Genomic DNA, 7,172 nt, shown 5'->3' on the forward strand with positions numbered 1-7,172 from the left:
AGATATGACGAAATCAACCGATTCGGGATGGACTGTTTTGGTCGCAGAAGATGATCGTGTAGCCAGGATTTTGATGGAAAGATCGTTTCGCAAGGCAGAAGCAAAATCCAATCTTCAGTTTGTACAAAATGGTCAGGAGGCGATTGACTATCTCGAAGGTAATGCTGCTTATGAAGACAGGACGACCTGGCCTCTGCCTAATCTGGTGTTGCTGGATGTGAACATGCCGAAGCGGGACGGCTTTGAAGTGCTCCAATGGATAAAACAGCATCCCCAGATGAAGAAACTGATCGTAGTGATGTTAACGAGTTCGGATGAGCCAATGGATATAAAGCGGGCGTATGAGTTGGGAGCGAATTCGTACCTGGTGAAGTCCCCGCTCTATCCTGAATTCACTGACCTCATCAAGTGTATGGATACCTACTGGCTCAAGCATAATCGAACGTGTGCCCTTTGACCGCCAGCTTCAGTAGGCAGCACGAAGTACCTCCACCGCAGTTCCATCACTGAGCACTTAGTTGGCACAACCTTCCGGAAACCCCTTCATCCGTTGCCCCGATTCCTTAATCATCACCCACACCACGGATCTTACCGAAACATTCTCCTGCAAATCTGTCTAGAATCAGGCCGAGGCTATTGCTTCGCTGGAGTACAGCGGGCTGGCGGGTGCAATGTGATTGTCCGCTGATGAGCTCGCAGTTGCATTTTGCAAGCGATTGAACACCAAGCATGGGTCCAAAATAAAACATGCGTCAACCCTTTCGGTTGATCTGTCAAATCAGCGAATTAATGGCAAAGGCCTTGCGTGTTAAACTTTCGGTTCCCAACCTTTCCGATATTCGTTGGACCAAAGCTTCATGGCGTCCTTGTTGTGTGCAATTTTGTGACTCGCGGGATCAAGGTCAACGGTACTACCCGTCCGATAAGCGATGTTCCCCAAATGACAAAGCAGGGTGCTTTTATAGCCTTCTTCAATTTCGGAGTTGAGGGGTTTGCCGTCCCGGATGGCATCGAGGAAATTACCAAAATGATCATGGTCACCGCTCTGGCCCTTCTCCTCAGAAACGACTTTGTCATTGGAATCAAGGATGCGATAGGTCGTATCCGAAATGACGAGAGCCCCTTTTTCACAGTAGAAAGTGCAGCCGAACATGCCCCCTTCAGGTGAGTGCTTATCGCAGCTATGCCCGGTGAAGGTGGCCCCTTTGTCGCCAAAATCAAAGGAGGTGACGTAGGTATCAGGCGTTTCCTGATCATCCTGGAAATGGTAGCGTCCACCGCCGCAGGTCACACGTTTGGGGTATTCCACCTTTAAACCCCAGCGGGCAAGGTCGAGGACATGAATGCCATTGTTGCCGATTTCGCCATTGCCCCAATGCCAGCGCCAGTGCCAGTTATAATGAATCAGATTGTCGACAAAAGGACGTTCGGGCGCCGGGCCTTGCCAGAGGGAATAGTCGAGCCATTCCGGAACCGGCGCTGGTTTGCCGTGTCCAATGGGGCCGCGCCGGTTGTTATACCAGGCTCTGGCGAAAAACACCTGGCCAAATTCTCCCGAATGCAGGCGTTGCATGGCTTCGATAATCCAGGGCCAACTGCGACGTTGGTTGCCCATTTGCACTTTGCGATTGTATTTGCGCGCGGCTTGCACCATCAGTTCGCCCTCGTGAGGATTGTGGCAGCATGGCTTTTCAACATAGACGTGTTTGCCAGCTTTGCAGGCGAGGATGCTGGCAGGAGCGTGCCAATGATTGGGGGTTGCAATCGTGAGGACGTCGATTTCCTTGTCATCGAGTATCTGGCGGAAATCTGTTACGCCTTTGGGTTTTCGGTCCTGCTTTTTGGCGACGGCATTGATGGCTTTATCGATGGCACGACTATCAACATCGCAAATATAGGCGATCTCGCAATTGGGAAGCGCGAGAAGGGAGGAGACGTGATTCATGCCGCGACCATTCACTCCCATGACGGCAGCACGAATCCTGTTGTTTGGACTCTCTGCGGCGCGTGTGGGGCGAACAGTTCCCATGGCAAGGAGACCGGCACCAGCCACAGAAGTGGTCTTGAGAAAATCGCGACGAGTAAAAGAATCTTTCATAATTGGATAAGAATCGAATAGAAGACTGGACGCGAGAAAGCAAGCCAAGGTTTCAGAAAGAAACAAGAACCGTGTACCCTCGAAAGGGATTTCGAGTCCTCACAATCAAGAATCAAATGCCCAAATTGGCGAGAGTGCTGCTGATAGCATTGACGATTTGGACGAGTCGCGGATGGGTGACCTCAAATTCTTCCACCGACCGTTCCAGGGTGCCGAGGCTCTCTTCCAAAACCGCAGGATTTTTTTCTTCGCGGCGGGTGGCTTCCTTGGTGGAAATGTCGGTAAGCTGAGTGATGCTCTGGGCCTGCTCCGGGCGGGTTTCGGCAAGGTTGGAGACTTCTGCCCGGAGTTTGGCAAGAAGGTCCTGCAACTCGCGACGCTTATCCTCGTTGATGGCGTCGGAGCCTTTTATCCGGGCTTCAATTTTTGCAAGCGTATCATCAGTCATAGAGTCTCCCAACGTGCTTGTTTCACTACCAACAGGATAGCGGTTTTTGGAAAAAATGAAAGGAGTGTTTTGTTGCGAACTGGAGCGGTCATGTTTCTCGCCTGCGGGAGTAGGTTGGCGAGTTCTATCCCAAAAGTGGCTTGACCCGGCTCCAAATGGAATCGCTGACGTTCTGGACACTTGAAGAGGCATCGATGGTTTGGATGCGTTCGGGATGGGCCGTGGCAAGTGCTTCGTAGCCCTGGCTGACTCGGTTGAAGAATGACTGGTCAGCCTCTTCGATGCGGTCACGAATGAAGGGCAGGGTGGCCTGACGTGAGGCAAGACGGGCGGCGCTGACTTCGGGTGGAACGCGCAACAGCAGGGTAAGGTCGGGACGGGTATCTCCCACTGCAAAGTCAATGACGGCCTGCACCAGTTTCAAATCAAGGCCCCTGCCGTAGCCCTGATAGGCGGTGGTGGAATCGTAGTATCTATCGCAGACAATGATTTCACCGGCTTCCAAGGCGGGGCGGAGAACTTCACGAACCAGTTGGGCACGGCTGGCGTTCATGAGCAGAAGTTCTGCTTCTGAGGTCATGGCGTGATTTTTCACGCTATGTTTAAGCGTGTAACGAATCTCTTCGCCAATGGGTGTGCCGCCAGGTTCCCGCACCATTCGGATGACGTGACCGAGAGCGCGCAGGCGTTCGGTGAGCAGGCTGATTTGCGTTGATTTACCGCAACCTTCGGTTCCTTCGAAGGATATTAGCAGTCCCTTTTTCATTAATGTTGGCGAGAGAGTGTATAAGCTTAAGGTGGATTAATTACGTGATTGGTTCTTTCTGACTGCACTGGGCGGCGTGTTGGTACTGGCGGGTTTGGAAAAGGTTCCCATGTAATCGACGAGCGAATTGATTTGCTCGTCATCCAATGGACCGCCATCGGTGGCAGCGAATCCCGGCATTAAAGTCCCGTCTTTACCATGGGTGATCCATTGCCGCCAGTAATCGGCGTTGGTGTCCTTGTTAAGATGATGCAAGTCCGGAACCATGGTGGCGCGATGTGGGGAGTCATGGCAAATCGCGCAGGCAGCGGTGTAAAGCTTCGCGCCGGATTTGCCAAACGCAGGGACAAGATGGCAACTGGCACAGTTATTTCTGAAAATTGATTGCCGGTTCGCGGCGGCTGATTCCTGGTTGCGCAGTCGATCCCCCATCGCGGGTGTCATGCCTCCACCATATCCGCTGGGAATGGTGGCGCTCACTGTAAGCAGCTTGGCGGCTGTCGGAGAAGCGACACTGACCTCTTTTGTGATGGTTCCAGTTTTTCCGCGTAAATCGATCGCGACGTCGATCCTTCCGATTTCCTTGGGCGGAATCTTCCATGGCTTGCTCGGAATGGTCGCCACGGTGCACCCACAAGAGGTGGCAACATCCGTAATGACGACCTCTTTCGAAGAAACATTAGTCAGGCAAAAGAAGAGGCGAGCATGAGTTTCGTTCGTGCCCGCAACATACTCCTTTGATTCTGCATCCCAGGCCAACGGATCATGGGGCTGGCTCGAACATGTTCTTGTTACGCAAAGCGTGATAAGAAGAATGCCGAAGATCGAAAGCAAAAAAGAAAGTCTGCGCTTCTTCATGACAACAGCAATTATTTAGAGCCTCTTTAAGCGTGGCCCCTTGGGAGTATCTTCAATGACCCAGCCCTTGGCTTTCAACTCGTCGCGAATTGCATCGGAGCGTTTGAAGTCCTTCGCCTTGCGAGCGGCCTGACGCGCTTCGAGTAAGGCAGCAATTTCGGCCGGCACTTCTGCTTCGACATTGGCCCCGACACCAAGGACGGCATCAATCTTTTGCCAGGCTGCCAAAGCCGCCGCTGCTTGCTGTGGTGTTAATGAATTCTCGGCGAGATGGCGATTGGTGTCACTCACCCACTCAAAAATCGCACCCCAGGCTCCAGCGATGTTGAGATCTTTATCCAGGGCCTGGGTGAAGGCATTCACCATCTTTTCATCCGCGGACGCCTGGGTTGAACCAGCTGTTTCCTTGAGTTTAATCAGGCATTCATCAATGCGAGCCAAGGCTGTGCGGGCACCTTGCAAACCGTCCAGGGTAAAATTGAAAGTTTCGCGATAGTGAGACGTCAGGAGGAGATAGCGTATTTCCCGACCCGTGAAACCCTTGGCCGTCAAATCGCCCAGCACAAAAAAGTTCCCGAGCCGTTTGCTCATCTTCTTGCCCTCGACCAGCAGGTGCGCTCCATGCATCCAATGTTTCACAAAACGCTGGCCTGAAGGTTGCAATCCGGCGCCTTCACTTTGGGCTATTTCGTCTTCATGATGCGGGAAAATGAGGTCTTCTCCACCCAGATGCAGATCGAAGCTTGGTCCGAGAAGTTTCATGCTCATGGCACTGCACTCAATGTGCCAACCAGGTCGGCCCTCTCCCCATGGGCTCGGCCAAAACACTGTGCCGTCTTCAGGCACGCGCGCTTTCCACAAGGCAAAGTCGGCCACGGATTCCTTCGCATACTCATCGCTCTTCACGCGCTCACCGACGCGCATTTCTTCAAAATTTAATTTGAGCAATTGTCCGTAGGTGCAACCACATCCGCGATATTTATCGATGCTGAAATAAACCGAGCCGTCCGGGGCCTTGTAAGCAATGCCCCGTTCTATGAGTTTTTCAATCAGAGAAATGATTTCGCCAATGAACTCCGTCGCGCGAGGAGTATTGGATGGGGGCAGGCAACCCAGGCTCTTGAGGTCCGCGAAGAAGGCCGCTTCGTACTTGGACGTATACTCCTTCAAGGTCGTGTTGGCAGTACGCACACGCGCAATGATTTTGTCCTCAACATCGGTGATGTTCATCACGTGTTGTACGGCGTAACCCCGGAATTCAAGATAACGGCGCAGCAAGTCCGCGAACACGAACGTGCGAAAGTTGCCGATATGCGCGGAGTCATGGACCGTGGGACCACAGCAGTAAAGGCCGACGCGTTTCCCAGCCGGATCCAACGGTACAAACTCCTCAACGGAGCGCGACAACGTATTGAACAGTTTTAAAGCCATGTTTTGACGTGCGGTAGAGTAATGGCGGATGGTCCAAAGCAAAAGGGGAAAATCTTATTACTCAGGGGCTCGAGTTGACTCATAATTAATGACACCGGAGAGAGGTTGGGAAGCCGGACTGAAGGAATACGTTGCCTCACGGGAAAATGACACCGACAAACTTGGAGAATGAAGATGCCAAAGAGCAGTTGTCGGACGGAAGAGTTGGAACGTTTGCGGAGGCGGTATGCCGGTCGAGGGCGGGAAGGAAAAACGCGGATGCTCGATGAGTTTTGTGAACATCATGGCTATGATCGCAAGCATGCGATCAAGTTGTTGGGGGATCAATTGCCCAAGCCCAAGGGCGGAGTGCGCCCCGGGGCCGAACCGGTCTATGAGCCGGTGCGTGAGGTGGTCGAGCGGATCTGGAAAGCCAGTGAACAGCTTTGTGGCAAGCGGCTGGAACCGGCGCTGGCCCTGTGGTTGCCGCATTATGGCAAGCACTACGGCAGTCTTTTGCCAGCACAGAAGAAGCTCTTGGGAAAGGTCAGTGCCGCGACCCTGGACCGGCTGCTGGCGCCGCTCAAAGCGGAAGTCCCTCGCCGGTTATGTGGCACCCGGCCCGGCACGCTGTTGCGGACCCAGATTCCCATTCAGGGGGAAGTGTGGGATGAGCAACGTCCGGGATTTTTGGAGGCGGACAGCGTGGCGCATTGCGGTTCCAGCCTGGCGGGTGATTTCATTTGGAGCCTGACCTACACGTGTTTGGGGAGTGGGTGGACGGAAGGTCGGGCCGTGTGGAACAAGGGTGCCCAAGGGGTGTTGGAGCAAACCCGGGACGTGGAAAAAAACCTGCCATTTCCTTTGCTGGGGATGGATTTGACAATGGGAGCGAATGGCTGAACTGGCATCTGGTGCGTTACCTGCAGGAGCGCGTGGTGCCCGTAAAACTCACCCGCTCACGCCCTTATCATAAAGATGACAATGCGCATGTGGAGCAGAAGAACTGGATGTGGCCGCGGCAGGTTCTGGGCTATGCCCGGTTGGAATCTCCGGCAGCGGTGCCCTTTGATCAACCAGCTTTACAAGGAAACCTGGGGGCCATTGCAGAACTTTTTTCTGCCCTCAGCCAAGCTGGTGGCCAAGCATCGGGAAGGCAGCCGCTGGGTTCGCCGTCACGACCGTCCGCAGACGGCCTACCAGTGGCTGGTGAGCAGCGGACAACTGGGTAGGAAACAGGCGCAACGGTTGCGCGACTGGTATTACGCCGTCGATCCCTTTGAACTGGCCAGGCAAACGGATAAACAACTCAGACCGATCTTAAAATGAGGACGGGATGGAAGAATGAGAAATTTTTTTGCCCCTGCTGCTGCAGCAGCAGGGGCAAAAGGACCCTCCTGACGGAGGGAAAAACAATAAACACGTCGGTGTCATTTAATGTGAGGCAACAAATACCCAAATCCGGTCCAATCCCCGGTGTCATTTATCCTTGAGGCAACAGGCTGGGCTGCTGCGGGCGGGGTTAACCCTTAGCTCTCTCCACTCGATGATCTGAGAGGGGATGAGGGTATGTGTCCCATGCCTCCGATTTC

The 7,172-nt window shown here is 53.5% G+C and carries 8 protein-coding genes; 3 read left to right on the forward strand and 5 right to left on the reverse strand.

Going from position 1 to position 7,172, the window contains the following annotated elements:
• Window positions 1–4 precede the first annotated feature (4 nt).
• The gene (locus CFLAV_RS23890) at window positions 5–457 is read left to right on the forward strand and encodes a response regulator (RefSeq protein WP_040549924.1); all 453 of its coding nucleotides are present in this window, start codon (window positions 5–7) and stop codon (window positions 455–457) included.
• A gap of 351 nt (window positions 458–808) precedes the next feature.
• On the opposite strand, the gene CFLAV_RS23895 is transcribed toward CFLAV_RS23890, so the two are convergent.
• From CFLAV_RS23895 to cysS, 5 genes are all read right to left on the reverse strand, one after another.
• Window positions 809–2,098 carry a Gfo/Idh/MocA family oxidoreductase gene (locus CFLAV_RS23895; RefSeq protein WP_007417434.1) on the reverse strand — a complete coding sequence of 430 codons (1,290 nt, stop codon included), beginning with the start codon at window positions 2,096–2,098 and terminating at the stop codon, window positions 809–811.
• Between the two features lie 112 nt (window positions 2,099–2,210).
• A complete protein-coding gene (locus CFLAV_RS35730; protein WP_007417435.1) occupies window positions 2,211–2,546 on the reverse strand; it encodes a DUF4404 family protein in 336 nt (111 codons plus the stop codon).
• 124 nt (window positions 2,547–2,670) lie between these two features.
• On the reverse strand, window positions 2,671–3,312 hold the full coding sequence (gene tmk, locus CFLAV_RS23905) for a dTMP kinase (protein WP_007417436.1): 642 nt from the start codon (window positions 3,310–3,312) through the stop codon (window positions 2,671–2,673).
• Between the two features lie 36 nt (window positions 3,313–3,348).
• Window positions 3,349–4,170 (reverse strand): DUF1573 domain-containing protein, encoded by an 822-nt coding sequence (locus CFLAV_RS23910; protein ID WP_007417437.1) that lies wholly within the window; start codon window positions 4,168–4,170, stop codon window positions 3,349–3,351.
• Window positions 4,171–4,185: 15 nt separating this feature from the next.
• A complete protein-coding gene (cysS, locus tag CFLAV_RS23915; protein ID WP_007417438.1) occupies window positions 4,186–5,601 on the reverse strand; it encodes a cysteine--tRNA ligase in 1,416 nt (471 codons plus the stop codon).
• A 168-nt stretch (window positions 5,602–5,769) separates the two neighbouring features.
• Between cysS and CFLAV_RS36655 the strand changes: the two genes are divergently transcribed.
• Window positions 5,770–6,483, forward strand: a complete 714-nt coding sequence (locus CFLAV_RS36655) for a hypothetical protein (protein ID WP_237712447.1) — start codon at window positions 5,770–5,772, stop codon at window positions 6,481–6,483.
• 132 nt (window positions 6,484–6,615) lie between these two features.
• Window positions 6,616–6,909: a hypothetical protein gene (locus tag CFLAV_RS36660; protein WP_007417440.1), complete on the forward strand. Its 294-nt coding sequence runs from the start codon at window positions 6,616–6,618 to the stop codon at window positions 6,907–6,909.
• Window positions 6,910–7,172 lie beyond the last annotated feature (263 nt).

Source organism: Pedosphaera parvula Ellin514, assembly GCF_000172555.1.
GTDB lineage: Bacteria > Verrucomicrobiota > Verrucomicrobiia > Limisphaerales > Pedosphaeraceae > Pedosphaera.

Coding starts and splice junctions, on each gene's coding strand:
- CFLAV_RS23890 (WP_040549924.1), top strand. CDS start 5: ATGACGAAATCAACCGATTCGGGATGGACTGTTTTGGTCGCAGAAGAT.
- CFLAV_RS23895 (WP_007417434.1), bottom strand. CDS start 2,098: ATGAAAGATTCTTTTACTCGTCGCGATTTTCTCAAGACCACTTCTGTG.
- CFLAV_RS35730 (WP_007417435.1), bottom strand. CDS start 2,546: ATGACTGATGATACGCTTGCAAAAATTGAAGCCCGGATAAAAGGCTCC.
- tmk (WP_007417436.1), bottom strand. CDS start 3,312: ATGAAAAAGGGACTGCTAATATCCTTCGAAGGAACCGAAGGTTGCGGT.
- CFLAV_RS23910 (WP_007417437.1), bottom strand. CDS start 4,170: ATGAAGAAGCGCAGACTTTCTTTTTTGCTTTCGATCTTCGGCATTCTT.
- cysS (WP_007417438.1), bottom strand. CDS start 5,601: ATGGCTTTAAAACTGTTCAATACGTTGTCGCGCTCCGTTGAGGAGTTT.
- CFLAV_RS36655 (WP_237712447.1), top strand. CDS start 5,770: ATGAAGATGCCAAAGAGCAGTTGTCGGACGGAAGAGTTGGAACGTTTG.
- CFLAV_RS36660 (WP_007417440.1), top strand. CDS start 6,616: ATGCCCGGTTGGAATCTCCGGCAGCGGTGCCCTTTGATCAACCAGCTT.